The following is a 282-nucleotide window of genomic DNA, read 5'->3' on the forward strand; positions in this document are numbered from 1 at the left end:
TGAGCTCATCATCAAGAAACGGCGCCAGTCTGGCGAAACGCTCACAGGAGCGAGCTTCAATGTAAGCGCCGACTATCAGTTTATCAATTAAAGTGGCGGGTTCATGAGTACGCACGGCTTTCATCAGCCCGCGGGCATAGTTACCGGCACTCAGATTGGAGTAAGCGATACCGCGCTTGTCCATGATTTCCAGCACCTGTTCAAAGTGGTGGAATTCTTCTTTGATCAGGCGAACCATCTTATCAATCAGATCCTGGCCATAAGGACAATCCGCCTTTGCTG

Annotated in this window: 1 protein-coding gene; it reads right to left on the reverse strand. The window is 50.4% G+C overall.

All coding sequences use genetic code 11. From position 1 onward, the window contains the following. On the reverse strand, positions 1-282 hold a 282-nt coding region (gene miaE / locus ACYP03_RS25790), incomplete at both ends, for a tRNA isopentenyl-2-thiomethyl-A-37 hydroxylase MiaE (RefSeq protein ID WP_459782646.1).

Source organism: Photobacterium sp. R1, assembly GCF_054600795.1.